Source organism: Nocardiopsis rhodophaea, assembly GCF_039530945.1.
GTDB lineage: Bacteria > Actinomycetota > Actinomycetes > Streptosporangiales > Streptosporangiaceae > Nocardiopsis_C > Nocardiopsis_C rhodophaea.
This window is the reverse complement of the sequence record NZ_BAAAPC010000008.1, coordinates 203,893-229,165: the sequence shown is the minus strand read 5'-3', so window position 1 is coordinate 229,165 and position 25,273 is coordinate 203,893. Positions and strand designations below refer to the sequence as shown.

General features: G+C 63.1%; 25 protein-coding genes. 15 read left to right on the top strand and 10 right to left on the bottom strand.

The genetic code is table 11. The features are described from left to right. Window positions 1-21: 21 nt before the first annotated feature. The 7 genes from ABD259_RS11475 to ABD259_RS11445 all read right to left on the bottom strand — a co-directional run bounded on the left by ABD259_RS11475 (window position 22) and on the right by ABD259_RS11445 (window position 6,207). On the bottom strand, window positions 22-1,029 hold the full coding sequence (locus ABD259_RS11475) for a C40 family peptidase (RefSeq protein ID WP_344162089.1): 1,008 nt from the start codon (window positions 1,027-1,029) through the stop codon (window positions 22-24). A gap of 92 nt (window positions 1,030-1,121) precedes the next feature. Continuing rightward, on the bottom strand, window positions 1,122-1,790 hold the full coding sequence (locus ABD259_RS11470) for a hypothetical protein (RefSeq protein WP_344162086.1): 669 nt from the start codon (window positions 1,788-1,790) through the stop codon (window positions 1,122-1,124). A 209-nt stretch (window positions 1,791-1,999) separates the two neighbouring features. Next, a complete protein-coding gene (locus tag ABD259_RS11465; protein ID WP_344162083.1) occupies window positions 2,000-3,115 on the bottom strand; it encodes a type II toxin-antitoxin system VapC family toxin in 1,116 nt (371 codons plus the stop codon). A gap of 17 nt (window positions 3,116-3,132) precedes the next feature. After that, the gene (locus ABD259_RS11460) at window positions 3,133-3,399 is read right to left on the bottom strand and encodes a hypothetical protein (RefSeq protein ID WP_344162080.1); all 267 of its coding nucleotides are present in this window, start codon (window positions 3,397-3,399) and stop codon (window positions 3,133-3,135) included. Between the two features lie 55 nt (window positions 3,400-3,454). After that, window positions 3,455-3,847: a PIN domain-containing protein gene (locus ABD259_RS11455; protein ID WP_344162077.1), complete on the bottom strand. Its 393-nt coding sequence runs from the start codon at window positions 3,845-3,847 to the stop codon at window positions 3,455-3,457. 45 nt (window positions 3,848-3,892) lie between these two features. Further along, complete coding sequence (locus ABD259_RS11450; RefSeq protein ID WP_344162074.1) at window positions 3,893-4,786, bottom strand: hypothetical protein; 894 nt, start codon at window positions 4,784-4,786, stop codon at window positions 3,893-3,895. A gap of 278 nt (window positions 4,787-5,064) precedes the next feature. Then, window positions 5,065-6,207 (bottom strand): hypothetical protein, encoded by a 1,143-nt coding sequence (locus ABD259_RS11445; protein WP_344162071.1) that lies wholly within the window; start codon window positions 6,205-6,207, stop codon window positions 5,065-5,067. A 438-nt stretch (window positions 6,208-6,645) separates the two neighbouring features. On the opposite strand from ABD259_RS11445, the gene ABD259_RS11440 reads away from it, so the two are divergent. The 11 genes from ABD259_RS11440 to ABD259_RS11390 all read left to right on the top strand — a co-directional run bounded on the left by ABD259_RS11440 (window position 6,646) and on the right by ABD259_RS11390 (window position 19,197). After that, the gene (locus ABD259_RS11440; RefSeq protein WP_344162068.1) at window positions 6,646-7,161 is read left to right on the top strand and encodes a DUF6668 family protein; all 516 of its coding nucleotides are present in this window, start codon (window positions 6,646-6,648) and stop codon (window positions 7,159-7,161) included. 156 nt (window positions 7,162-7,317) lie between these two features. Next, complete coding sequence (locus tag ABD259_RS11435; protein ID WP_344162065.1) at window positions 7,318-7,497, top strand: hypothetical protein; 180 nt, start codon at window positions 7,318-7,320, stop codon at window positions 7,495-7,497. Between the two features lie 123 nt (window positions 7,498-7,620). After that, window positions 7,621-8,307 carry a DUF8175 domain-containg protein gene (locus ABD259_RS11430; RefSeq protein ID WP_486348482.1) on the top strand — a complete coding sequence of 229 codons (687 nt, stop codon included), beginning with the start codon at window positions 7,621-7,623 and terminating at the stop codon, window positions 8,305-8,307. A 110-nt stretch (window positions 8,308-8,417) separates the two neighbouring features. Beyond that, entirely contained in the window at window positions 8,418-10,004 is a 1,587-nt protein-coding gene (locus ABD259_RS11425) for a TrbL/VirB6 family protein (protein WP_344162059.1), read from the top strand. Further along, window positions 9,991-11,505 (top strand): SCO6880 family protein, encoded by a 1,515-nt coding sequence (locus tag ABD259_RS11420; protein WP_344162056.1) that lies wholly within the window; start codon window positions 9,991-9,993, stop codon window positions 11,503-11,505. Before ABD259_RS11425 ends, ABD259_RS11420 begins: the two co-directional genes overlap by 14 nt. Then, complete coding sequence (locus tag ABD259_RS11415; RefSeq protein WP_344162053.1) at window positions 11,502-13,217, top strand: ATP/GTP-binding protein; 1,716 nt, start codon at window positions 11,502-11,504, stop codon at window positions 13,215-13,217. Before ABD259_RS11420 ends, ABD259_RS11415 begins: the two co-directional genes overlap by 4 nt. Window positions 13,218-13,336: 119 nt before the next feature. Further along, the gene (locus ABD259_RS11410) at window positions 13,337-15,082 is read left to right on the top strand and encodes a TraM recognition domain-containing protein (protein ID WP_344162050.1); all 1,746 of its coding nucleotides are present in this window, start codon (window positions 13,337-13,339) and stop codon (window positions 15,080-15,082) included. 152 nt (window positions 15,083-15,234) lie between these two features. Then, window positions 15,235-15,549, top strand: coding sequence for a DUF4913 domain-containing protein (locus tag ABD259_RS11405; RefSeq protein WP_344162130.1), 315 nt, complete (start codon window positions 15,235-15,237; stop codon window positions 15,547-15,549). Between the two features lie 20 nt (window positions 15,550-15,569). Then, the gene (locus ABD259_RS11400; protein ID WP_344162047.1) at window positions 15,570-16,628 is read left to right on the top strand and encodes a nucleoside hydrolase; all 1,059 of its coding nucleotides are present in this window, start codon (window positions 15,570-15,572) and stop codon (window positions 16,626-16,628) included. Window positions 16,629-16,769: 141 nt separating this feature from the next. Then, window positions 16,770-18,050, top strand: a complete 1,281-nt coding sequence (locus tag ABD259_RS11395) for an ABC transporter permease (protein WP_344162044.1) — start codon at window positions 16,770-16,772, stop codon at window positions 18,048-18,050. 43 nt (window positions 18,051-18,093) lie between these two features. Next, entirely contained in the window at window positions 18,094-19,197 is a 1,104-nt protein-coding gene (locus ABD259_RS11390; protein WP_344162041.1) for a hypothetical protein, read from the top strand. Window positions 19,198-19,512: 315 nt separating this feature from the next. On the opposite strand, the gene ABD259_RS11385 is transcribed toward ABD259_RS11390, so the two are convergent. Both ABD259_RS11385 and ABD259_RS11380 read right to left on the bottom strand, forming a co-directional pair. Beyond that, entirely contained in the window at window positions 19,513-21,087 is a 1,575-nt protein-coding gene (locus ABD259_RS11385; RefSeq protein ID WP_344162039.1) for an ABC transporter substrate-binding protein, read from the bottom strand. 117 nt (window positions 21,088-21,204) lie between these two features. Beyond that, complete coding sequence (locus tag ABD259_RS11380) at window positions 21,205-21,567, bottom strand: YkvA family protein (protein ID WP_344162036.1); 363 nt, start codon at window positions 21,565-21,567, stop codon at window positions 21,205-21,207. A gap of 152 nt (window positions 21,568-21,719) precedes the next feature. Here ABD259_RS11380 and ABD259_RS11375 point away from each other — a divergent pair, with 152 nt between their 5' ends. From ABD259_RS11375 to ABD259_RS11365, 3 genes are read left to right on the top strand one after another with little or no spacing between them, the layout of a single operon-like run. Beyond that, window positions 21,720-22,658, top strand: coding sequence for an N-acetylmuramoyl-L-alanine amidase (locus ABD259_RS11375; RefSeq protein ID WP_344162033.1), 939 nt, complete (start codon window positions 21,720-21,722; stop codon window positions 22,656-22,658). Window positions 22,659-22,710: 52 nt separating this feature from the next. Continuing rightward, a complete protein-coding gene (locus ABD259_RS11370; RefSeq protein WP_344162030.1) occupies window positions 22,711-23,271 on the top strand; it encodes a DivIVA domain-containing protein in 561 nt (186 codons plus the stop codon). A 34-nt stretch (window positions 23,272-23,305) separates the two neighbouring features. Beyond that, window positions 23,306-24,046 carry a DivIVA domain-containing protein gene (locus tag ABD259_RS11365; RefSeq protein WP_344162027.1) on the top strand — a complete coding sequence of 247 codons (741 nt, stop codon included), beginning with the start codon at window positions 23,306-23,308 and terminating at the stop codon, window positions 24,044-24,046. A 10-nt stretch (window positions 24,047-24,056) separates the two neighbouring features. On the opposite strand, the gene ABD259_RS11360 is transcribed toward ABD259_RS11365, so the two are convergent. Continuing rightward, window positions 24,057-24,698, bottom strand: a complete 642-nt coding sequence (locus ABD259_RS11360) for a TetR/AcrR family transcriptional regulator (RefSeq protein WP_344162024.1) — start codon at window positions 24,696-24,698, stop codon at window positions 24,057-24,059. A gap of 287 nt (window positions 24,699-24,985) precedes the next feature. On the opposite strand from ABD259_RS11360, the gene ABD259_RS11355 reads away from it, so the two are divergent. Continuing rightward, entirely contained in the window at window positions 24,986-25,237 is a 252-nt protein-coding gene (locus ABD259_RS11355) for a DUF6504 family protein (RefSeq protein WP_344162021.1), read from the top strand. Window positions 25,238-25,273: the final 36 nt, after the last annotated feature.

Here is a 25,273-nt window from a genome sequence, read left to right as displayed (position 1 = left end):
TACGCACACCACTCGCGACACCTAGACGACGCGCCGAACACCATACGCACCCCAATATCCAGGATTGTAATCAGCGATTTTGACGACCGTTCCGGTGTAGGGCGCATGAACGACCTTGTTATTCCCGATATACATGCCGACATGACCACTGTGGGGAAAAAGAAGGTCCCCGGGCTTCACGTCCGACGGAGAAACCGCCTTACCGACGTTGATCTGATCAAAGGTGGTCCGCGGAAGATTAACCCCGATCTTCGCATATGCCTGCTGCATCAAGCTGGAGCAGTCGCAGTTATTGTAGTAATCTTGCCCCGTCCAATGGAATGGCGAACCCTGCGTCGTCTTCTGCGGGTTCTTGCATTCACCGCCATATACGTACCAGGTACCCTGCTGAGCAACTGCCCACTGAACCGCACCAGCGACATCCCCGTTCACCCCGGCAATGAGGCCACCATCGCTGTTCGGGTCGGTGAATTCTTGCGCCTTCTCCATGATCTTCGGAACGTAGTACTCGGTCTGACCGTTCCTTGGGATACCATTAGCCGCCTGAACAGCTCCAAATCCCGCATTGTAACCAGCGAGAGCAAGTTCGATGGGGTCACCCGGTATACCACTGCTCTTCGCCTGCTTAAGGAGGGAGCACATGAACTTTCCCTGCGCCATAATGGCATCGGGAGGATCAAATGGCGATGCTTTTCCGTTATTATTAGCGTCGATCTTCCACTCTGGCCAAGTGTAGCTCATAAACTGGGCGATACCCTCGGCTCGGTACGTTCCGTATACCCCGTTGACAGACACCCTGACAGGCGGCCCGTAGATATTAGGGTCGAATTTGCTTTCCTGCCAAAGCTGCGCGGCTAGAATAGGAGCGGTCAGACCGGGTGTGTCGCAGCTCGCAGCCGCCTTTTCAATCCACTCAACATATTCTTCCGGAACGGTTCCGTCACGAATGTTCGCGCCAGCGGATGTGGTCGTCCAGTCCTCGTCAGTCTTGACTGAGACCAGGGACATAGTGAACGCGATCAGGGCCATCACGGCAGCGAAGGGGGCCGCCAGACATCCGCATCCCAGCCACTTCGCGGCTGAGCTACCATTCATTCTTTACCGCCGTTCCCCGACAAGCATCAATGGTAAAGAATTGCGTCGACGCGCCAGTCATCGCCGTCATTTCCTAGGTTGTTCACCAAAACATTGATTGCGGCCGCCTGCGGAGAGGTCGCGGCCTGGTTGTCATCCTGATCGGTCTGGAATCCTTCAAGTCGATAGACAGCCTGACGATCAGATTCATGCGCTTCATCAGGAACGTAGATCTTGTCGATTTCTGTCGTGCGCAGTCGGCCAGATTCCCGAAAGGCACTCAGTGTGTCGGCCGGGACCGGAATGCCCTTCGCCTCGTGCTCCTCCAGGAATGCCTTGGTAACGAAGGGGCGGTAGCGGTCCACATACGTCGCGTCTGTGTCCGCCTTCGCGTCGTAAGAACCCCAGGCGATCCAGAACGACTTCGCCACGGACTTCCCATCGGTGAAATCCGCTTCCGGTACCTTAACCCGAGGACTGTCGGAGACGGGAGGCGCGGTCGACTCGTAGGGGTTGGCCGGTGAGGGCTCGGGGACGATGTCGTTATCGACATGGTCAGACCCACCGCAGCCGGACAGGAGCATCGCCGCCACAGTTGCAATGACTAGCGGGCCTAACGTCTCCTTCACGACCCCACCCACGCCACCAAGCCCAACCGGGAACGGCCATGAGCGGCTCGAACCCCCCGCACCGCCGATGCCGACACGCACATCCACACTCTCCATCCCCGCCCGCGTATCTGTGGCGCAGCCGCCCGCAAGGATCCCGTAGATCCCGTAGAAACCAACATTCCGGTACTCATACCATGAACAGGAAATTCCGTCATACCGCCTAAACGGGTAGGCGCCCCTTCACCAGCACGTTCACTCGAATGGCCGACTTGTGCCACCTGGCACTACAGGGGGCATGGGACCGATCTCAGCACTCACCGTCGCCGCCGGGAACCCGAACCCTTCGCCGCTTGTTCCGCGCGTACCGCAGCTGCCACTCGGCTGTTAAAGGGGTTCTCTCTCCCCGGAGCAGGCCCGGACTTCGCCTTCGCGTTTCCTTTGGAACTGCGCTTTTGCGATTTCGCTAGCATACCTGGCATGGAAGACTTGCCCTTCGCCGACTGTTGCTCAGCCCCTTGAATGGGCAGGTCCCAAGTGGCACCTATCGCCTGGCGGATCTTACCAAAGTCCCGAGAGTCAACAGTGGCCACCGCCTGGGCATTGGACTTCTCAGCGAGGGAGATGACGGATGCGTCCACCGCTCCGAGCTTGAACTCAGGGTGGGCACTAAGAAGTTCAGCCATCCGAGCGTAATCTTCCGCTTCTGGATTGATGACTTTGAACGTGTCGCTCGATCCTAATTCATGCAGGAATAAAACTTCCTGAGCTCGGCTCGACAGACCGCGAATCTGAAATCCGGCTTCGCCTACTACCGGCCCCGGAATCAACAAACTCCCCCGGGAATTCCGAAGCCACTCCTCACTGACTTGGTGGTGTCGATCACCGTCGTTCGCAAGGCTTACGAGAATACCCGTGTCAACAACAGTCACGGGGCCTGCAGCATCCGCGGACCTATCCTCGCTGTCGTTCTGATTCGGCCACACGGCATCCTGGCCGGTGGGCATTTCGAACTGATCGCGAGGAGGAAAGGTGAAGTAGTCCACCTGCCTAGGATGAACCGCTTGAAAGAGGTCTGGTCGGGTCGACGCAATCTGATTGTCATTCAGACGCTCAGCTGCAGCGATAACGCCGGCTTCAGAAGTTCCGAACTCCTTACGTCCATACGTTTCCACAAGTTCGGCCATACGAGCGTAGTCCGACTGCGTATGAGAAACAGGACTGAAGATTTGCTCCCTAGAGAGCTCCCTTAAAAATTCTTTTTCTACCTCAGTATGTCCACTCTGATCCAGAACATGGCTGACCGTGGCTATCGCGGACACAGGCACCAGCACAGGTTGACTCTGTTGGCTCAGCCACGCGACAGCAGAATCATGGTACTTGTCGCCGGAGTCGAGGGCAGAGAGAATGAATTTCGCATCGGCAACGCTCATACTAACCGGTAGCCCTGCTATTCTCTTCCTTCCCCGCCGTCCTCTTGCTTCCTTGCGTGCAGAGCATCGGATTTTTCTCTACCATAGAGTGCTTCCGACGCATTATCGGAAAAATCAGGATCCCCACTGTTGAACATGCCAACGATCTTCGGAAGCGGATCACCCGGACGCCGTGTTGGAGCCGGTGGAAAGAACTGCTGTTTAATCAGTTCATAGGCTTCTCCCACCCTCCACTCGGGAATGCTGTCAACCAATACATGGAGCTTGTCTCGCTTTTCTGACATTTCACTCAATGCCTCTCAGTCGAACACGCAACATCGTTCCAGCAAATTGGAACTGTTAAATATTTTTTGGTGGCACGATTTGGAAAACTTCAGGCCGGAAGGTCGCAATCGAGTAGTCCTGCAACCGCTCCGCCACCGCGATTACGCCCGCTTCCGCAGTCCCAATCCCATATTCACCGTAGGTCTCGACAACATCAGCCATCCGTGCGAAGTCAGACCGCACATGTGAAATCGGAACTATACGTTTCCCGCTGGCGAGTTCCATCAAGAACGCCTTCTCCTCCTCCCTGCGCTCCTCATTTTCCAGATGGCGAATAATTGCAGCAACCGAGGACTCGGGAAGGCGAACAGGGTCACGCTGCTGCCTCATCCAGTCGACCGCGGTCTTATGATGCTCACTATCCGGGTCGAAAAAGGCGATTACAAAAGAGCCGTCTACAATACTCACTTGTGTCGTTCCTTACAGTATTAGGGCGCCCGAAAGCCCATATGATCAACTGCTCTGTCGATTGACAATCGTCCCACGAAGCCACGCCCCGTCACCCGGTTGCAGAGGGAAGGTGCCAGCTGCCTCAATCAGCCATCGCCCTGCTGCAGCTGTCTGCTTGACTTGTTCCTCAAGAGACTCCCGCAGGACGCGGACATTACCACCGTCGAGTTCCGCGCGGTGTCCTACCTCCGTCACCGTGGTGGTGAGAAGGTCGAGATAGGCGTCATTGCGCTTTTCGCTGTCCTCACACTGCTGGAGTTCGCGGTAGGTGGTTGAGGCGGCGGAGGCCGATTCCGCATACCTCTCGAAACGGCCTATGCGCTCAGCGACAGCGGCCATTGCTGCGTTCAGGGCGTCCTGCTGCGGGCGGAGCGAGCCCAGCACGCGGTCCGTCACAGCGGTCTTCCTACGCTCGTCCAGATCCCTCTGGAGGTCGCCACATCGGACGAGCGCATTCGCGATCGACCACTCCTGTTCACGCAGCCACGCGTCGTCCTGCCCTATTCCCAGGTCGTCGACCAAGATCGAACTGGCCTCACGCACCATGTCGATGGCGTCTTGCAGCCGCCCCAGGAGCAATGCCTGATCCGACGGGAAGTCCTCAGGAAGAAGGTATCGATCGAAGTGCCGCACCGCGAGCGGTGGCGTGCCCTTCAGTACCGCCGCTAGCGCACCGATGGGCCCGCCTGTCCAGAAGAAGGCGATCGCACCAGCCAGAGCCATGTCGTCTTCAGTGGCCCAGACCAAGAACAGCGGCCCCCAGGCGAGAAGAAGAGCCACAGTCCCGCTTACTCGCCCACCTGCACGGAAGCCCCAGAGGACAAGGGCACCCAATCCCAGTGTGCTCAGCACACGCATCGAGAGAGCTGCCACATCGGGGTACCAGTCGGCGAACAAGGCACCACCCCATGACACCGCCAGTACCGCGGCAGCGGCTGCGTAGCCACGTATCCGGTTCGTCGCGACCGATGTCCCGGGAGCGCGCGATCTGGGGAGGAGCTGTCCAAGCCGTCGCTCCAAGCGTCCACGTGCACGGGCCGACAAGGCCGGGTCGAAGACGGGCCGCAGGGCTCCGCGCCGCGGTTTGTCACTGCTCACCGGCGCTCCTTTCACCTCATGCACCGATCTTCCGGTTGCCGCGCACCAGTACGGCGGACGTGTGGCGAACGACCTCCTCACTCATGGTTCCCATGCCGGTCGCGGTTCTCCCTCGACAAGAGCCGGCGAAGGAAGCCACGCTGCGGTCCTGTTGAGTCGCTGCCGGGATGTCCCTGCTCGGCTTCCTCGTAGGGACCGATGTGGACCGCTGAGGCACCGCGAAGCTGGTTGTGCTCCGCGATCGCTTCCTCCCACCACCGTGCCGACACGGCTGCTCCCGCCGGCGGGATGTTCGGAGCAGGTCCCGGCCGGTACTCACGCCCTTGTGCGTTTGGTGGTGGCGCTTCGTGGCGGGTACGCGGATCGGGGGGAGGCTGGGTAGTGAAGGTTTCGGCGGGGGGTACGGCGAAGGGAGGCGGCGGGGTGGCTGTCTTCGGCCGGGACGGCCCCCACATCACTTCTTGTGCCGACGGTTCAATCGGGGCGACTGGTCGCCCCGTGCGCTCAGGCGATGTCCCGCCTGCGGGTGGCGTGGGTGGTGGCGGGTCGAACCGGGCTACGGGGAAGGGCTCCGGCGTAGGCGGCTGCGCTGTAGGCGGTTCCAGCGCATGACCAGGCGAGGAGGGAGGCTCGGGTACCTGTGGCGATGTGGCCTCCACGCGGCCGCTGCCGACCTCGTTCTCCACGGGAGACTGCTCTGCGTCAGCTTCGGCCGTGTGCTCCGGCACGGACCGGAGCTCGGGGGCAGGCGATGCTTCGAGGTCTCCGGGGAGACGTGTCGTCTCAGGGCCCGGAGGCTCAGAAGCGGCAGACGCTGGATCCGGCGTGCCAGTGCGGGTCGGAGTAAATGCCGCGAAGAACCCTCTGCCGGTCTTGCGGTCTCTGCCGCTCTCCTTCTCCTTACCCTGGTCCCTCTCTTTTTCCTTCCGGGGCTTCTGCACCGCAGACGCTGGTGCGGAGGTGTCCTCCTCCACGAGGCCGCCGGGGTGGACGATAAGCGGCCACTCCCCGCCTACACCGGATGTGGCGACCTTCACAGGACGCCCGAGCTTCTCTGCCACGCCAGCGACGATCTTGATGATCTCGGCCCTGACCTCGCCGATGGACGCCGCAGACACCGACTGCGGGTTGCCGTTGATCGAGACTTCTCCGGTGCCGTCGTCGTAGGTGACCGCGGTGATCCGGGGAAACGCCGGCACTTGATCATGCTCAACGGTCATCGGGTATCGACTCTCATCCTCTCTTGTCGTCGCAGTTCAGGCCCGGTTTTCGAGAGCGTGGAGGGCCGGACTCCGGGCCAGGTCATGGGTCCCTGAAAGGAAGTGGAGCAGCAGGTGGCTGGTGAGTCCTCGACTGCTCGAACACACCCATTGGCTGGTTTGACCCTAGCGCCACATCCGGCTGCGAGACGTCCGCATCTTTCCGGAACGCTGTCCGGTTTCGGTCGTCCCTCTGGTTAGTCTCATGCGGGGCGGAACCGTGACAAGGGCATCGGCGTCGAACGGCGTGCTGTCCTCATCGCGCCCGAAGGTACAACCCAGCCACGACAAGGAGAGGTAGGGATCCAATTGGACGAATCCGCGAACCCCTGGCTCACCCCTACCATCCCTGAGACAGAGGGCGCCGATCCCGTTACTCCCGAACCGGACACGCCGCGCATGACCGGACCTCAGCAGCCGCAGTACGGTGTGCCGGTCCCTGTGGAATCGGATCGGCTTCCACGGCGCAGGGTGGCTCAGCACGCCCCAATGTGGTGGCTCGGCGTACATGGAGGCGCCGGGGAAACGACCCTGGCCCGTCTCACGTCGTGGACCGCCGCGGCCGACCATGCCTGGCCGGAATTGGTCACTACGGAGAGTCTCCATCGTGTCCGCGTGGTCCTTGTCGCGCGGACTCACGCTTCCGGCCTGCGGTCAGCCCAGCTAGCCGCCACGGAATGGGCGTCCGGAGCAGTTCAGAACGTTGATCTCCTCGGTCTCGTCCTGGTGGCAGACGCACCTGGGCGCCTCCCCCGCCCCCTCAAGGACATGGCCAAGATCGTCACTGGTGGTGTACCTCGCACATGGCGGGTGCCCTGGATCGAGGCGTGGCGCCTGGGAGAGGAGCCGAATCTGGATTCGAGTCCGAGGGCGGTGCGCGCTATGGTGTCCGACCTGAATGCACTTTTGCAGTAAGAAAATGCTGAGCTCTGCCGATCTGGGTGGTTGGAAAGGACAACTGTGCTAATCGAGGCTGCCTCTGCGTTGACTCTTCAGCTCGCGGCGGTTCCCGATCCCGGGAGCGGCCAGGCGCCCCCGGGGTCTGAGGGATTCGTTGCCATCCTCGGCTGGGTGAAGTGGGTCTCCCTCGGAGTCTGTGTTCTCGGCCTGATGGTCGCCGGGGCGACGATGGCGATCCAGTCCCGCCGCGGTGAGGGCGGCGAGCACATGAGCAAGATCGGCATGGTCCTGGCCGGTGTGATCGTCATTTCCGCCGCTGCTTCACTGGTGGGCTTCCTCGTAGGAGCCTGACCTACAAGACCCGATTGGACGATCGTGGCTGACTTCGGCGAGCAAGTCGACGACAACCCCTTCGCCTCACGCGGGTTCGTCCTCTCCGCGGTGGTCATAGGGATCATCGTCCTACTCGCGGTAATGGTTTCCGTCCGCATTGTGTGGGGATCTGACGACGGGCAAGGTGACGAGGCGAAGTCCAGGGCCGCGGCGTCTCCCTCGCCTGCGGCGTCCGACGCTCCCGCCTCCAGGGCGAACAACCCGGATGACAGCCCCAGCGCGTGCGGTCTGACCAAGGTCGAGATGACCGGCACCATCACCGAACCGCCCAAAGGGACCGATTGGGAGCTGGTCGGTCGTGTGGCTGCGCCGAGCATCAAGGGGCACGGTCCCGGCATCGTCGATGATGACGGTTTCCGCTCCTGCTATTCGCGGACGCCGATCGGAGCCGTTCTCGCCGCCTCGAACTGGACAGCGATGGGTTCCGACCCCGATCTGGCCGAGCACTTGACGGATCGGATCGTCGCCGAGGGACCGGGCCGGGAGGCGGCCCTGGCCAAGGCCGAGTCTGAGGGCGAGGGCTCTTCGTCCACAGCTGATGATGTCAGCATCCAGATCGCTGGATTCCGTGTCGTCTCCTACGACGGGAAGGAGGCGAATGTCCAGCTTGGTTACACATCGTCGTACGGATTCAACCTGGTCTACCCGACCTACATGAAATGGGAGGGCGGCGACTGGAAGATGGTTCTCGCTGACGACGGGGATTTGATTACACCGCCGTACCCGCTGGAGACACTCACCGGATTCGTTCGCTGGTATGGCGCCTGACGGACTAGGACGGGCCTTCCGCAGGGACAGTCGAGCACAAGAGATCGCGGCTGAAGCAACTCGACCCCTATAGCATATGCGAACGCGCCCATCGGAACAAAGGTAATCGAGTGTGCGACTTTACTGATATTGCCTGCCACTTTCGCGAAGGCGCCAAAACATTCGCCGAAACCGCGTTCGACAAGATTCTGAGTTTCTTCTCCGACGCCATAGTCGAAGCGATCGGTGACGTCGTCGAGTCGCTCGGCACCATGTGGGTGGGTGTCGACGTTCCCAACCTGACGACATCAGGATCCGGAGCCCCTGAAATCTCCCGCGGTGCTACGCCGGACGGCGCCAATCACGCTATAGAACTCATGCAGTACGCGACCTGGATCGCGATCGGCGTTTGCGTGCTTTCTCTCATCGTGCTCGGCGCCAGACTGGCTCTCGCCAGAAGCCGCGGAGAAGGCGCCGGGCATCTTGGAAAGATAGGTGTGGTGCTCTTCGGCACGACCCTCATCTCCGCCGCCTCAGCCATAGTCCTGGCACTCATGAAGAGCACGGGCGGCACCGGGGCCACGGGACCTGCTGCTTACCTTCAGAACAGTCTGTGGTGGTACATGGGCGCGGCCGCCGTCATGTCGGTGATCATCGGTGCTGCGAAAATGGCCTGGGAGCAACGCGCCGAACCCGGCAGGGATCTATTGAAGTCCCTGTTCACGCTCGTAGTCGTGTCTGGTGCAGGCTTGACCGCGGTCAATCTCGCAGTAATGGCATCCGACTCGTTCTCCAAGTGGGTCTTGGAAAATGCCACCAGCAAGTCCTTCGACGAGAACATGACCGTCATGTTGTCGGCACTTATGGCAACCAATGCAACCTTGCCGATTGTGCCCATCATTGTCATCATCCTGGGCCTCTTCGCACTCTTCGCATCCTTCATTCAGATGCTGCTGATGGTGGTGCGCATCGGAATGCTCGTTATCCTGGCCGGGGTTCTACCGCTCGCGGCGTCGTTCACCAACACCGAGATGGGCAAGTCCTGGTTCAAGAAGTGCCTCGGCTGGCTGGTGGCTTTCATCCTCTATAAGCCCGCCGCCGCCATCATCTACGCCGCCGCCTTCCAGCTTGTCGGTTCCGACATCTTCGCAGCCGGCGATACGGAAGCCACGACCGAACTCATCAAGGTCGTTGCCGGGATCACCCTGATGGTGGTCGCGCTGATCGCCATGCCCGCCCTGATGAAGTTCGTGACGCCGATGGTGGGTGCGATGGCCGCTGGAGCCGCCGCCGGCGGCGCCGCAGCCGGTGCCGCGATGGAGATGCCCACCGGCGCCCTTAGGACCCTTAACCAGGGCGGCGGTGGAGACGGTGGAGGCGGCGGTGGTAGTAAGGGCTCTCCTTCGCCCTCTGGAGCGGCCAATACAGGTAGTCCAATGCAGGGTGGCGCTTCTATGCAGGGCGGCGGTGCCATACAGGGCGGCGGTGCCATGCAGGGCGGAGGACAGATGGCAGGGGCCGGAGCCAAGGCCGGGGCCGGAGCAGGCGCCAAAGCTGGTGCTGGGGCCGCTGCCGGGGCTGCGACCGCGGGCGTCGCGACCGCGGCACTGGCCGCCGCAGAAACCGCCAAGAAGGCGGGAGAGGCCGTCGCCAACACCGTGAAGGAAACCGCGGAGAGCAGTGCGGAAGGCGGGGAGGGGCCCAGTGGTAGCCGCTAGCAGCAGCGAACCCCAAGGCCCCCGCACGTACGGGAACTGGCGCAAGCCCTCCACCGCCGGCCTTATGGGATTGGGCACGCTCGGGACCGCTCTTCTGCTGGGCGGGCTCATCTTCGTGGTCTTCATGGTGATGGCCGCGGGCATGCTCGCCGGGATGGTCGGCGGGGCGATTGTCGGGATGATGCTGCTCGCCGTCCTCGTCAAAGACAAACACGACCGCAATCTGCTTTCGAGGATGACCGTGCGTATCGCCTGGTGGAACACTCGCTCCAGCAAGGCCCACCTGTACCGTTCCGGACCGCTCGGGCGGACACCGTGGGGGACCTTCCAATTGCCCGGCCTGGCCGCCGCCTCCCGCCTGTCGGAGCACACCGACTCCTACGGCCGCCCGTTCGCCCTCCTCTATGTTCCAGCGACAGGGCACTACACGGTCGTCATCGGGACCGAACCCGATGGGGCGGCCTTGGTCGACCCCGAGCAGATCGATGTGTGGGTAGCTGGTTGGGGCCACTGGCTGGCGAACCTGGGCGATGAGCCCGGGATCGAGGCCGCCTCGGTGACCGTCGAGACCGCGCCAGATACCGGGACGCGCCTCCGACGGGAAGTGATAAGCAGCATCGACCCCGAGGCGCCCGAGTTCGCTCGGGCCGTTCTGGAGGAGGCGGTCGACAACTACCCCATGGGCTCATCGATCGTGAAGGCGTACGTGGCGGTGACCTTCAGTGCCACCTCTCGAACGGGTGGCAAACGCCGCAAGCCGGACGAGATGGGAACCGAGCTCGCCGCGCGGATTCCCAATCTCACCCAACAGCTCAGCGCCACGGGTGCGGGCGCGGCCCATCCGCTGACGGCGCAGGAGCTGTGCGAGACGATTCGGATCGCCTACGACCCGGCGTCCGCCGTGCTGATCGACGAGGCTCACGCGGCAGGCGAGACACCCGAGCTGACCTGGCCGGACGTCGGCCCAACAGCGCATCAGACGATGTGGGACTGCTACATTCACGACGGCGCGCTCTCCATGACCTGGTCGATGACGTCGGCGCCGCGCGGCAATGTTCAGGCCAACATCCTGTCCCGCTTGCTGGCGCCCCACGCGGACATCGCACGCAAACGCGTAACACTGCTGTACCGCCCGCTGGACGCCGCGCGCGCAGCGAGCATCGTCGAGGCCGACCTGCGTGCCGCGGAGTTCCGGCAGACCTCTTCACACAAACCGACGGCGCGGGACGTCATGGCCACGCGGGCGGCGCGCGCGACCGCCGCGGAGGAGGCATCGGGCGCCGGCCTGGTCAACTTCGGCCTGGTCGTGACCGCGACAGTGACTGACCCCGAACTCAAGGCGGAGGCGCGCGCGGCCATCGACAACCTCTCGGCCACCGCCCGGCTCCGGCTGCGGCTCGTGCATGGCTCCCAGGACTCGGCATTCGCGGGAGCTCTCCCTCTCGGTTTGGTCCTACCCAAGCACCTGAAGATCCCCGCAGAGCTGAAGGAGCAGCTGTGATCGGCAGGAAGAGGAAGCAGAAGAGCGCGGGGATCAAGAGCCAACGGCAGGAGCAGATCAAGAAGGCTCAGGAAGCCGGGGCCGAGGAGCAGGAACCCCCGCGCCGCCGCCCCGGGATGCGCGGCTGGCCCGGACGCGCCACAGGCCAAGCCGGGATCGTCCAGATGGCCGACGAATGGCGCGGGACAACCGTCCAGGTGTGCGGGATGTGGCCGTTCGCGATTGGCACGGGGACGCCGATGGTCGGTGTCCCTATCGGTCGCAACCTGCACTCTGGGGCGACACTGTGCTGCGATCCGATTTCGTGGTTCCAGCGGGCCAAGCTGATCTCCAACCCCTCAGCGTTTGTGCTGGGTAAGCCCGGCCTGGGCAAGAGCACGATCATCCGGCGGATGGCCACCGGACTGGCTGGCTATGGAGTGCAACCACTTGTCCTCGGCGACCTCAAGCCGGACTACGTGGATCTGATCGAGGCGCTGGGCGGGCAGGTGATCACTCTCGGGCGTGGTCGCGGGCACCTGAATATCCTCGACCCGGGCGAGTCGAAGGCCGCCGCCGAGCGGCTCACCGGAAAGGCGCGCAGCCAGATCATCGCTGACGGCCATGGGCGTCGGCTGACCATGGTCTCGGCGCTGCTGACCATCATGCGGTCGGCCCCGCCGAGCGACCGGGAGGAGACGATCCTCGACCGCGCGCTCAAGGTGTTGGACGACCGGCACGACGGCATCCCAGTGCTACCGGATCTCCTCAAAGTGATCCAGGAAGCGCCGGACGAGGTGCGGCAGGTGGCACTCGACCGAGGATCGATGGACCGCTATCGCGAGGTGACCGACGGTCTGGAGGCGTCGCTGATCGGCCTGGTGGGTGGCGGCCGACTGGGTGAGACATTCTCGAAGCCGACAACGAACCCGATGGTCCGAGACCGCCCGGTCGTGTTCGATGTCTCTGCTATTGACGACTCCGAAATGGACCTGCAAGCTGCGGTGCTGCTCGCCTGCTGGTCGGCAGGCTTCGGCACGGCCAATGTCGCTAACGCGCTGGCCGACGCTGGGCTGGAGCCGCGCCGACACTACTTCGTCATCCTCGACGAGCTGTGGCGAGCGTTGCGGGCCGGACGCGGAATGGTTGACCGGGTCGACGCGCTCACCCGGCTGAACCGACAGCGTGGCGTGGGCATGGCGATGTGCTCGCACACGATGAGCGACCTGATGTCGCTGTCGAACGAAGAGGACAGGATGAAGGCCAAGGGCTTCGTCGAGCGCTCGGGCATGGTCATATGCGGCGGCTTGCCGTCCGCCGAGATGCCGATGCTGCAGTCGGCGGTGCCGTTCTCACAGGCTGAGCAGGACATGCTGATCGGCTGGCAGGACCCGCCGGCGTGGGATCCGTCTACCAACAAGGAGGCTGAGCCGCCGGGCCGGGGCAAGTTCCTGGTCAAGGTCGGTGGGCGGCCAGGGATTCCGGTGAGCGTGCAGCTGACTTCGGTCGAGGCGGGAATCAACGACACGAACAAGCTGTGGCACCAGACGTCGCGCGTGGGCAGGGCTACCCAGGATGCCGAAGACGCTGAGGCGGCAGAGGTTGCGGAGTCTGAGGGTTCCCCGAAAACGCCCGACGCGGCGGCCGTGTCGCATACCCCGGATCGTCCGGGCGAACCGGGCAGTACCGCGACCGGCGTGTCGGGCCAAACCGAGGTCACGAGCGGAACTTGAGCGGGCCTGCCCGCTGCGCAAACAGACGGACGAAACGCGTACACGGCCTCCGCCGCGCGGTGCCAACAGATGTGCACCGCCGAGGCCCTGGTGCGCTCGGATGGGACGGAAGGCTGTACATGGAGAAGCAGCAGGGCGGCAGAGCACCGACAGACCCCAGTTCCTACTGGCTGATCGCGCTCATTGGGCTAGCCGCGGTCCTGGTCACGGCGCTCTGGCTCGGCGGGACGCTTGGGGCCTTCTTCTCCGGCGCGGGGTGGAACCCGCCGTCGTTCAGCTTCGAGACGCTTTTCGCCTTCCTGAGCGGCAAAGAGGTCTGGCCCGGTGCTTCGACCGCCGCGATCGCCACGGGGATGGTGGCCACTATCGGATTCGTCATCATCCTGTCCGTACTGGTGATCATGTTCGTCACCGGTGGCGGCGGCTCCCGAGGGATGGCCAATGCGAAGCAGGTAGGCGATCTCGGGCCGAAAGCCGCAGCCGACAAGGCTCGACGGCTCCGTAGGTCGCTGAAGGATCAGAAGAAGATCGCACCGGCCGACTCCGGGATGCTCCTGGGAAACCTCTCCCCTGCGGGGCCAGAGCTGCGCGCTTCGTGGGAGGACGTGGCCGTGGTCTTCATGGGTCCCCGGTCCGGCAAGACCTCGGCCCTCGCGGTACCGAACGTACTGCAGGCGCCGGGCCCCTGCCTTGTCACATCTAACAAGTCCGACATCTACGCCATCACCGCCCGAGAGCGCGGGCGGAGGGGCGCGGTGTGGCTCTTCGACCCCCAGGCCATCGCACACGCCGACCGCACTATGTGGTGGGACATGCTGTCCATGGCTCGCACGATCGAAGGAGCCGACCGGCTGGCGATGCACTTGATCGCTGGGGCGAGCAGTGCGGAGCCTGGCGGTGACGACTTCTGGGCCAAGGCCGGGCGGAACCTGCTGCGAATCATGCTGCACGCGGCGGCAGTCGACGACCGGCACCTGGGAGAGGTACTGGATTGGCTGGCCGACCCGGGCAATCAGACCCCCCTGATCATCTTGCGCAACCATGACCTGACCGCTCTCGCGGAGAATCTTGACGGCACCGTGCGCGGGGCTCCGGAGACGCGCGACGGTATCTACGAACACGCCCGGCAGGCGGTGTCCTGCCTGCTCGACCCTGAAGTCCTCGCCTGGGTGACTCCGGACCCGCAGCTGCGCGAGTTCCGGCCCGGTGACTTCGTGCGCTCGTCCGACAGCCTCTACCTCCTGTCCAAGGACGGGGGTGGAGGTGCCGCGGGGGTTATCGCGGCGGCGACGGACGCGTGCCTGCGGGCGGCAGTCGCGGTGGCCGAGGCCAGCCCGGGCGGGCGGTTGGACCCGCCGATGGAGGCGATCCTCGACGAGGCCTGCAATGTCTGCAAGATCCAGGACCTCCCCGACCTCTACTCCCACCTCGGTTCGCGGGGCGTGCTGCCGGTTACGGTGATGCAGTCCTACGAACAGGGCGTCCGTGTCTGGGGCAAGAGCGGCATGGATTCGCTGTGGTCAGCCGCGACGATCAAGCTCCTCGGATCGGGTCTGGACGACCAGGCGTTCGCCGACCGCATCTCCTCACTGGCGGGCGAACGCTACGTCAACGAGTCGTCCGCCTCCCACAGCAAGGACGGCAGCAGCGTCACCCGGTCGCAGAAGCGCGAACGCATCATGGACATCTCCGACGTCCGCGAGATCAAGAAGGGGACAGCTGTCCTGTTCGCGACGTCGACCCGGCCGGCCTTGGTCGAGCTCAAGCCCTGGTACCTGGAGAAGAACGCCAAAGCCATCTCCGCCGACCAAAACGCCGAGGAGACCGCCATCGCCCAGCGCGCCGCCAAGCGGCTCACGTTTTGAACGAGTCACAGCGTTACAACTTCATCCCTCACACGAAATGACCTGGATGAATCTTGGATTTCAAAGACGACTCCCCCGAATCGCAACCGCCCTTTATATTCACCCTTTCACCCGAAGAATACCAGGTAGAGCTCATCGAACTCGCGGACTGGGTGAACGGATTCATTGTTCCCGTATACGTAACATCACGAATGCCCAGTTCGCGTGCGCCCTGGTGTGCGACATGGTGGGAACACCCCGAGGCAGTGGGCCGACTGCACTCAGTGTGGCTGGCATACCAGGCGATGTCAGATACGACAGATGCGGGAGCCACAGCTCCGCATGAATGGCACCGAGACCATCTGGATCCCGCCATGGCGCAATTGAGGACGCCGGACGGACCATTCGCTGGGTGTATGACTAAGCCGAATCAGCCAAACCATTATCCGCCTCGACCTGTCACAGTCGTCGACTATACTGGCGGTTAAAGTGAAAGAGGGGACCAATTATGTCCTATCCGGACGATGACGACCTCAGCATCGAAGAGCTTCGTGAACGCGAAAATTCCCTGATCGCATTGGGGGATATGTTTCCCGGCACCACACTGCACAAGCTCGGAGACAAACTCCGACAAAGCGGCGGATGGCCGGAAATCCTCAGGGGGACCCCAATGGTCATCGACACGGATATCGGCGGGGATCCTGACGACGCCATTGCCCTTGCCGCCGCTGCAAGAGCAGTGCCAAGCCTCTCACTCGTACTGACGAACGATGAGACCGGACCTGGTATCGGTTATGGCGCGAGATCACGGTTCGCTCGCGTGTTCCTGGATTCCCTAGGACGCCATGACGTTAAGGTCGTCGCAGGGCACAGTTCCGGTGACACCAAGTATTTCTGCGTTGAGCAGCTAATCCCCGATTCTATCCCTCCCCAGCCTTCCGATGTCGTCGCCGCAGTACGGCATCTTCTGCAAGCTTCTGACGGCCCTATCCGGTGGGTTGGAATCGGGGCCTTCAGCAATCTGGCAAACGTCCTCCGCGAGATCCCCGAGGCCGGGCAGAGGCTACAGGTCACGCAGATGGGGGGCGCTCTAAACTATCGGGATCCCTCCCGAGCCGAACACAACGTGCGAATGGATGTACCCTCTGCGCACGAAGTCTTCGCGGCCCAGAAGGAAAGGCGACTCCGTCGACTTAACCTCGTCACGTCAGACGTCACTTTCACTGGGAAGATAGAGATCACCCGAGAAAGTCCCTTTTACAACTTTCTCCGGGAGAATCAGGAGACCTATTGGACCGCCCTCCTTCTCCAACATCTGGATTTGTGGTTCGATAGATTCTACCCGGGGACCATTCAGCACGATCCGCTAACCCTCTCGGCTGCCCTGCAGATGGCATTCGTCGACCTGGATCCGACGAATATCGAGCTGGACGCGGCAGGCCGAACAACGGCGGATGAGAACGGCGCTCAGGTTTGGATGAGCATTTCTGCAGACTACGAGCCGTTCAACGAGTGGCTTAGTGAAGTCCTGACATCGAAAGATTTCAGAACTGACATCAGACGATAAGCGACCTCACGTCTTCACTGGAAATCCGGGTAGAACAGATTGAGCCTAGAGAAGCTAGGACGAGCATATTCGCTGTCCCAGGAAGACGAACGAGCTGTAGAGCAAGCATACTCTGCATTTCGCGAACATATCGCCCCCTTTATGGCATCCATCGCAGCAGAGATGGGCGACGATCTTCAGAGCGATGTCAAAAATCATTCAGATGCCCATCGGGTAGTCTTTCTTGGACGAGACGGACACAGTCTTGCTATCGCTACTGCGGAGCTATATCCGGAGTTTTTCAATGCCCACTGTAGCGAAGTTGTACTCTCACGGGCGGTGGTCGATTCCGCACTCCAAGACCTGGAAAAGAATTACAAGAAAACTTTCCCGAACGTCGAGGAGTTCCGTGGCGCCCGAAAGAAGGTTTCCCCGGAAAACGTCGATGATTCTCATATAGCACTTCGAGAATATCTCCGCAACAATAATATCCCCGTCGGAAAGGAAGGAAGTTCGGTAACCCTCGTCGATACCAGCTTTAAGGGAACAGTCCAAGAACTGCTGTCGGCGGCTTATCCGAACACTGAATTCACGGGCAGATACGCATTTTACAGCCAATCTCCTGAGGATCCTCACCCCGGAACAAAGATCGGCTACGTATTCCACCAGGAGGTGAGCGACTCCTGGAAGGGGCTACCGAAGCCGGATCTCCCTAACGATGTCTCGCAGACATTCGGAAACCAGGATGCCCTGGGCGTCATCGAGGAGACGATGCACGGCCCCTTGGGGAGCCCGAAAAAGATCACGGGGTCGGGTCCCACTCAGACCCCACAGCGACACGAGAGCAATGCCACAGAGGGCATCAACCCCATCCTCATCTCACCCTCCTATCAGTCCCCAGACGTTCGTGAGGCAGTGAAGGCGGCCGCATTCATGGCTGTCCAGGACACCGCCAGGGATTCCGCACAAAAGAGAGCGAGGGGGGAGGACTGGAAGGGTGAGCTTATGCAGAAGAGGGAGCACTTCACTCAACAGGTCCGCTTGTGGGTTGAGAAGAAACCGGGTGTGGACACGCAGCTGAAAACGGTTCTCGACAGCTTCGTTCGACGCGCCGACAAGGGATGCGTCAAGGATCTAGCCAATGAGCTCAAGAGCCGTAAGATGAGCCCCGAGCAGCAGGAGAGCGTATGGGAACGATTCCGTCAAAAGAAGAATGTTGCAGAAAAAGAGAAATTCGTCGCTACGTTCAAGAAAGCTACAGAAAGCAGCGGGGACCAAGGCAAGTTCGGATTCCTAGCCAGATCCTCAAGTACGTCTGTTACGGATAACTCCCGGGCGCGAATAGTCGAAGGCACACGTAAGCCAACGAGCGGACGCCCCACAAATGCTAACAGCTATACCACCGGAAAGGGGCATCGAGGACCGTCACTTGGGTCGCACTGACCACTTTCCACGTGTTCTAAGCCAACGCCTCGAAGGACTAAAATTGAGGGACATAAAGACAAGGCTGGGAGGCCCTGCTACCATCGTGGCCTCACTAATGCTAACTCTAACTGGATGCGGAATCGGAAGTGAATCGGCAGGCGATACGCCTCCTGCTTCCGCCTCACCAACCGAGCAAGAGGCCATCCAGATTCCAGCCGAGGACCTCGCTGGATTTGTCCTGTTCCATTCCGACAGCGAGTCCCCATTTATCACCGTCCACGACGCCGAAACTGGAAATCAGAAAACCCAGATCGATCTGTCAGATATTTTCGAGCCCGGCACATACTGGGGAAATATTGCCGGCGCTTTCACATTGTCTCCCGATCTACGATACGCGACTTTCGCGAGCCAAAGCGGAATCCACCTAGGGAAACTCGACGACACCACCTACACCTACCGCGAGACAGCACTCCTGACCCCCGAGAAAGGCAGCTCCTTCAGCGGGGGAAAGATTAAGTTCGAATACCCGCAATTTACCCCAGATGCAAGCCAACTTTGGGTGCTACAGACCGAAACCAAGGGTGAAAACCCAGAGAAAGTCTTCTCCATCGACACAGAAGACCCCAGCGGAAGCAAGCCGCGGAACATCGGAGAAACCCCCAAGGATTTAGTCCGCAAAAGAGCAGAAGAAGACTTTGGAGCTCCTCTCTACGCCGTCGGGCCGAACAATGAGTTCCAAGAGCAGAAAAAAGTTGAGGCCCCCGAGAACTCGCCACGGGGCCTCGAATATTACGAAACCGAGTCGGGAGTTGCGCCCATCACATTCAGAAGCGATGGGCAAGGAGGCTATTACGGAACGACACGGGACACTACTTCAGAGGAGTTTCCTCCCGGACTGTACCATTTCAAGCTGTCCAAGACCGGAGAAATCAAAGACAGCGAGAAGATCGTGGACGACGAAGAACGCAGGATCTCGAACATATGGGTTGACCACGAGAGGTCTCGCCTCCTCATCGAGGCCGACCACAGCTACTATCAGGCTCGGTTTGGCCAGACAGGGGAACCCGAACCACTGTTCTCAGAATTCACGTTCGAAAACGAGGAAACCAAGTGGTCCAACATGATGGACGGAGTGATCGGCTTCTTCCCTCCGCACAGCTCCTAGTGATGTCTAAAGACTCTCAGCGAGACCATCGAGTCCAAATGTGAGTTACCACGACGGGCATGGCAGCTCTCTCATGGCTACGTACCCGTGACTCCTTGATCTCCGGTCCCCATGCCCGTCATTCAAGCGCTTTCTCACCATACTCAAAGTTGGGAGACTCACGACTCAGCGGTGACCGCCGGAATGAACCTGCCGCGTATAGGTGTGGGCCGGGGAACCGTCCATGCTCCGTCGTCTGGAAGCATCCTTGTCCTGTCCCCGGCCCGTTTCGAGTCCGGCCCAGCCCTCGCGCGGGGCCGGCTCGGGAGGGTGGGGCTACTTCGCGAACGACCAGTCCTCGGCGTTCCAGAAGAAGCCGTAGCCGTGGTGGGCCAGGGTGCGCTCCTTCAGTCCCTCCAAGTTCGAGGGGACGGCGTTGATCGCGTCCAGGTAGGAGACGAAGACGTAGGGCGGGTCCTCGACGAGGGCCTGCTGGAAATCGGTGTAGGCCTTCTTCCGCGTCTTCTCGTCGCTGGTGCTGCGCCCCTCCTCCAGGGCCTGGTCCGCGTCGTCGTTGGCGTAGCTGCCGTAGTTGGAGCCGTTGTCGGCCAGCGCCTCACTGGAGTGGAAGGGGCCGTAGAGCGCCCCGTCCGGGTCGTAGGGCGTGCCCCACCCGATGAGGAAGGTCTCCAGCTTGTCCCATTTCACCGCGTCGCGCGGCTCCGGCTTCGCGGTCACGTCGAAGCCCTGTTCGCGCAGCTGCGTGGCGAGCACCTCGATCATCGAGGCACGCAGACCGTCTTCGGCGAAAGTGGTGAGGTCGAACGCGACGGGTGTGCCGTCCATCGCCCAGGTGCCGTCGTCGTTCTTCTCGTATCCGGCGTCGGTCATGATCTTCGTGACCCGCTTGGGGTCGAACGAGTAGTCGGCCACGTCGGCGTGGAAGGGGCTCTTGCCGAGCGGTCCCGTGGCCGGGGAGCCGTACCCGTGCTGCACGCTCTTGATGATCGCGTCGCGGTCGATGGCGTAGTTCATGGCCTGGCGGGGCGCGGGGTCCGTGAACCGGTCGTCGGTCATGTTGAACATGACGCCCCGGTAGTCGGCGGTGGGCCAGACCTCCACGTCGATGCCGCTGGCGCCGCCGTCCCCGTCGAACTCCTTGGCCTGCTGGGGTTCGAGGTAGGCGGCGTCCACCTCGCCGTTCTTCAGCTTGATAAGCCGCGTGGCCGCGTCGGGGACGTAGGAGATGGTGATGCCGTCGAGTCCCGGTGCACCGCCGTAGTAGTCGTCGAACGCGCTGAGCGTCGCGTACTCGTTGTGCTTCCAGGTGTCGAGCTGGAACGGCCCGGTGCCGATGGGGTGCTCGTTGAAGTCCGGGTCGTCGATGCCGGTGTCGGCGAGGACGTGCTCCGGCAGGATCCCGTTGGCGAGCGAGTCCAGCAGGGCGGGTGTGGGCTCGCTGAGCTTGATGGTGACGGTGTGGTCGTCGTCGGCGGTGACGTCCGTGACGTTGGCGAACTTGTTGCTGGTGACGAAGTCGCCGTCGCGGGTGCCTTCGATGGTGAAGACGACGTCGTCGGCGGTGAAGGGCTCGCCGTCGTGCCAGGTCACTCCGTCGCGCAGGGAGAAGGTGTAGGTCCGCTCGTCCTTGCTGGTCTTCCAGCTTTCGGCGAGCGCCGGGACGATCTTGTTGTCCTCGTCATGGGCGGTGAGTCCGCGGAAGACCATCTCGGTGACGGGGTCGAGATGCTCGTCGACGAGGGCGGGGTTGAGCACGTCGGGTTCGTCGCCCAGTGCGTAGGTGAGCGAGTCGCCCCCGGCGCCGTCCTGTGTCCCGCCACCGCCCGCGCACGCGGTGGTGAGGAGCACGACGGACGCGCCCACTGCGAGGAGAGATCGGGACCTCTTCATGTTTCCCCACTAGTTGCGAATTCTTTGCAACTAGCAACCATACGCGTGTGGGCACGTAAGACCGACGGCGAGGGCGGATGTGGCGATGAGCGGCGCCGTGCGCGGGGAGGATGGGCCTCAGTCGACGACCTTGCCCTGGACATAGGGCGTGGAGCGCCGCTCCCACTCCAGGTAGCGCTCGGTCTCCCCCAGCACGCTCGACGTGAGCCAGAGGACGACGCCGATGTCGTCGGCGAGCCCCAGGACCGGGATAAACAGCTCCGGCACGAGGTCGACAGGGGAGGCGATGTAGGCGATCGCGACCAGGAACATCACCAGCCGCGACGCGGGGAGTTCGGTGTACTGGCCGCGGAGGCGCTTCCCCACCATGCGCGGGATGGCTCCGGCGCGCGCGAAGACGGAGGGCTTTCCCGGCTTCGTCCCCTCCTGGACGATCCGCCACGCGGCAGCACCAGCCGCTGCACGATTGCTCTTGCGCACAGACCTCACCTCAAAGATCGTCGATGTCGCTCCTGGCCCATCAGGCTAGCTTTCAAGATATGACGCGACTCCACCGCAAGTTGTTCCCTCGAATGCCGCCGTGAACCGCTAGGTTGTGGGGAACCTCCAGCCCTTCCGACCCAGGGAGTCCGTTGACGATCACGCGTACCGGCACGGGGGAGCTCCACCCGATGGCCCGCGGCATGTCCCTCGTCACCGTGGCAGTGCTCGCCTTGCTCGCCTCCACGGCGTGCACCGCTGTCGCCGGCGACGACCGCCCCGAGCCGCGCGTCACCGATGCCGCTGGAGATCCACGGGCCGGTGGGGAGGGCGACGCCTCCGCAACGCCTCCAGCGGCCGACCCGGACGAGGCCGGAAGAGAGAACGGGGACGGGAGAAAGAACGCCGACGGAGGCACGTCGAGTGGCCCTCTCGCCGGCATGACCGTCGTCATCGATCCCGGCCACAACGGTGGCAACGAGGACGCACCCGACGAGATCAACAAGCTCGTCCCCGCTGGACCGTCGAAAAAGGAATGCGACACCGTCGGCGCCGAGAGCAGCGGCGGATACGCCGAACACGAGTTCACCTGGGACTTCTCCCAAAACCTCGCCGACCAGCTGGAGTCGGAAGGCGCCACCGTCGTCCTCACCCGCGACGACGACACGGGTGTCGGCCCCTGCATCAACGAACGCGCCGAGATCGGAAACGACGCCGAGGCCGATGCCGCCATCTCGATCCATGCCGACGGCGGTCCGGCCACCGGGCGCGGCTTCCACCTCATCGCCCCGGGCAGGGTGGAGGGCTTCACCGAGGACATCGTCGAGCCGTCGCGGCAGCTGGCCAAGGACGTGCGCGCCGCCTATCGCGCCGGATCGGGGCTGCCCTACGCCGACTACCTGGCCGAGGACGGCCTGGACGAGCGCACCGACCTGGGGGGCCTCAACCTCTCCACGGTGCCGAAGGTGTTCCTGGAGGCGGGCAACATGCGCAACCCCGCCGACGCGAAGAAACTGGCGGATGAGGAGTGGCGGGAGAAGGCGGCAGGGGCCGTCGCTGAGGGGATCGCGCGCTACCTGCAACGGGACTGACCCCTGGCACCCGGCCGAGCCGCGCCGGATCACCGTGGGGCAGGATAGCCGGATGAATTCTTCCCCCACACCCCCCGAGCTGCCCCTGCCGGATTTCTTCGAGTTCGATGTCGCCTTCCGCGGTTATGACCGGCATCAGGTCATGGAGCTCGTCAGCCAGGCGCTGGCCAGCGTCAAAGCGTTAGAGGGCGGAAACCCGGACGCGGCCACCCTCACCGCCCGTGACCTGCGCAGGAACGCCGACGCTCTCGACGTTGTCCTGCGGGGCTACAAGATCGACCAGGTGAAGGAGGTCCTGGGGGTCATCCACCAGCGGCTTGGCGGCGGTTCCCCCTCCTCCGACCCGCGGCCGGAGGACATCGAACTCGACATCGTGCTTCGCGGCTTTGACCGCCACCAGGTCAGCGAGGCCACCGACGAGGCGCTCGCCAGCATTGACGCCCTGACCAGGGGCGACCCCGATGCCGCTACGCTCACCGCCCAGGAGCTGCGGAGCCGCGCCGCCGGCTTCGAGGTCGTCTTCCGCGGCTTTGACCGGTACCAGGTCGCCTCCTTGATCGACCATCTCGCCGATCAGCTCGACAGCGGGGAGCACCCGTCCAACCAGCATTAACGCGTAGATCAGGTGAAGACTGCACAATATAGGCATGGCTCTGACACCTGCGGACGTCCGCAACAAGCAGTTCCATGTGGTGCGTCTTCGCCCTGGATACAACGAAGAGGACGTCGACGCTCTCTTGGACCGCGTCGAGGCCACGCTCATGGCGCTGGCGGGCGGCCCGCAGACCGAGCCGCTGATCACCGCGGAGGAGGTGCAGGCGGCCCGGTTCCGGAGCACGCGGCTGAGCCCCGGGTACAACGAGGACGAGGTCGACGACTTCCTCGATGTCATCGTCGATGACTTGCGGGCGCGCGGGCTGAGTAGCGGGTCGGCCACCAAGGCGACACACGAGCCGACCCAGCACCCGCGGGGGGCGCAGCCGCCATCTCCCCACGGGCCGCCCGGCGCGCAGGCGCCCGGTGGCGGGCCCGAGCAAGCGCCGAGGCGGGCCGCGCAGCCGCCGCCCGCGGCCCCTGGCGCGTCGATCGGCGAGACGTCGCACGACCGGCCCCGGATGACGCCGGAAGACGTCCGGAGCAAGCAGTTCGCGACGACCCGGCTGACCACCGGCTACAACGAACAGGAGGTCGACGACTTCCTCGACAGTGCCGAGGTCACCCTCGAAGCGCTCCTCAACGGGCGGCCCGAGCGCGCGCTGCTCACCGCCGCGCAGGTCGAGCGGGTCCAGTTCGGCACCACGCGCGCCCGGCCGGGGTACGACCCCGCGCAGGTCGACGCCTTCCTCGACCTCCTCGCCGACGAACTCCGCAGGTACGAGCGGCCCTGACACGCACGCGCTACGGCCGCAGCCCGTTCAGCAGCAGGTGGGCGAAGTGGTCACCGACCGCGGCTCCGGAGAGCTCTCCGTCCGGCCGGTACCACATCCCCAGGTGGTGCACGGCGCCGAAGTACTGGGTGACGACGATGTCGGCCGGGATATCGGTGCGGAAGACCCCGCTGTGCTGGCCTTCCTCGATCATCTCCCGGAACCGCTCGTGGTAGCTGCGTCGCTCCTTGCGCACCTCGTTCTGCCGCTCTGGGGAGAGCATGTGCAGCGACCGCTGGAAGATCACGGTGTCTTCGAGGTTTTCCACAGTTGTGCGGACGACGTCGGCGGCGGCCTCTCTCAGCCGCTCCGCGATGGGCCCCTCATCGGACGCGAACTCCTCCAACCGACGCATCTGCATGGCGAGGACACGCTCGTAGACGGCGAACAGCAGGTCGTCCTTCGAGGCGAAGTAGTGGTACATCGCGCCCTTGGTGACACCGGCCGCCTGCACGATCTCGCGCACCGAGGTCCGCTCGTAGCCGCGTTCGGCGAACAACCGCGTAGCGGCGGACATCAACCGGTCCGAGACCGACGCCGTGTTGTCCTCGCGCGGCCCCGATGCGGAACGGTCCTGGCCGCGCCCTGGGCACTCGTCCCGCGGATTCCCCATGCGTCGCCCCGTCTCCCTCTCTGCCGACCAGCCGCTTCCAGGATAGGCAGACCGTCCGGTCGGTCTCGCCCCGGCGACCCGCCTCCACCACCGGGTGGCCGGCCCGACACGCCGGGACGGCGCGATGATCGTCGACTCGTCCCGCGATCTCGCAGGTCGGCGCGTCAGCCCGACGCGCGGACACGCGCTCGCCATTGCCCGGACCGCTCCGGCCCCTAAGGTGAGAAACACGAGGCAGCTTCACGCACCTAGGGCAACATCGAACACGCGTTCGATAGAATGCCAGGGTGAGTCTCTACAACGAACGGATCGACGTCAGAGCGTCCATGGGCGGGCACCCCGCCTTTTTCTCCTGGCGCGGCCGGGTGTTCCGGGTCCGGCGCGTCATCGGGACCTGGAACTCCGCCCCCGGAACACCCGAGGCCGACATCCGCCTGGTGCGGGTCGCCGCCGAATCGGATCACGGCGAGCCCACGATCGCCGACATCACGCTCGACACGGCCACCGCCGACTGGACGATGCGCCGCCTGTGGAATTAGTGGCGTTGAGGCAGCAGGGGTGCTGGGAGCCAGGTG